The 1264-nt window shown below is 58.1% G+C and carries 1 pseudogene; it reads left to right on the forward strand.

Annotated features, from left to right (window positions below):
* Positions 1–1264, forward strand: a pseudogene (locus NDK19_RS16825) (hypothetical protein); the annotation flags it as partial.

Raw genomic sequence — 1264 nt, forward strand, 5'->3', positions numbered from 1 at the left:
CGGCACAGCGGACGGTTTCAGGGCCGATAGTCCCCGTGTTTGAGCGCGGACAATTGGTCGGCTATCGCATCACAGGTGCAGGTACGGTATGCTTCACCTTCTTCGGTGAGCCCAATACCAACAGCCGTGCGCAGGTATGCTTCAACGTAGCTCCTGCCCCTTGCGGTGCGATTAATTTCACTGCCCTTGCCGATGTGGCATGGAACACCAACGGTCAGCCGTTGGCAGCAACTGCTCCTTGCGGCAGCGTAGCCTTCCGCGTGGTGAGCGGCCCTGCTGATGTTGCTGCGGGCATGGTACGTCCGTTGCCTCGTCAGACAGGCACGGTGGTAGTGGAAGCCGCGGTGAATCCTTCTTCATTGGACGTAAACCGCGACGGCACACCTGATTTTGTGCCGCCAGCGCCTGTTCGTCGCAGTTTTGAGGTGTTGCCTGTTGCACAAACGATTACTTTCAACGCCCTTGGTGTACCGCGTGCCGATGTGGGCTTCCGCCTGCCGTTGAGTGCCTTTGCTTCTTCTGGCTTGCCTGTGAGCTTCAACGTGGTATCGGGCAGCGGCCGCATAGAAGGCAACGTGCTGGTGATTACGGGCGCGGGTGAAATTGTAGTAGAAGCTACCCAAAACGGCAATGAAGCATGGTTGCCTGCCGAGCCTGCACGCCGCAGCATTGTAGGTGTACAACCACCGCCGGCTGTTCGCACCCTGTTGCCGCAGGAAATCAGCTTCAACCTGCCTTCGGGCAACCTGCAAAACGGCTTTGCCTTGTCGGCAACGGCCACTTCTAACTTGCCTGTGAGCTTTGCGGTGGTGGAAGGCCAGAACTTTGCCAGAATAGAAGGCAGCAACCTTGTGATAACCAACCGTCCGGCTGCTGTGGTTACGATTACCATAGAGGCCACCCAAGGCGGCAATGATGTGTTTGCCGCCGCTACTCCTGTCCGTCGCAGCTTCCGCCTGTTGCCGCAGGGAGCACAGACCGTTCTGCTGTCCACAGGCGTGTTGTGTCAGGGCAGCAGCATCCGTGCACAGATAGCGGGCAGCTTTGGTGCGGATGCAAGCCTTCGCTTGGTAGTATCCGACAATCAGGGCAACTTCAACGGCGGGGAAGGCTTCTTGGATGCCCGCTTGGACGGCGCGAACATCTTGGTAAGCTCTCAGACCCACAATTTGCCTGTGGGTACTTACCGCGTGCGCATTGACGTAGCAACAGCCGAAGGCACTATCATCGGCATCCCGTCTGCGGCAAGTTTCCAATTGGTGTC

This window comes from Rhodoflexus caldus (assembly GCF_021206925.1).
Taxonomy (GTDB): domain Bacteria; phylum Bacteroidota; class Bacteroidia; order Cytophagales; family Thermoflexibacteraceae; genus Rhodoflexus; species Rhodoflexus caldus.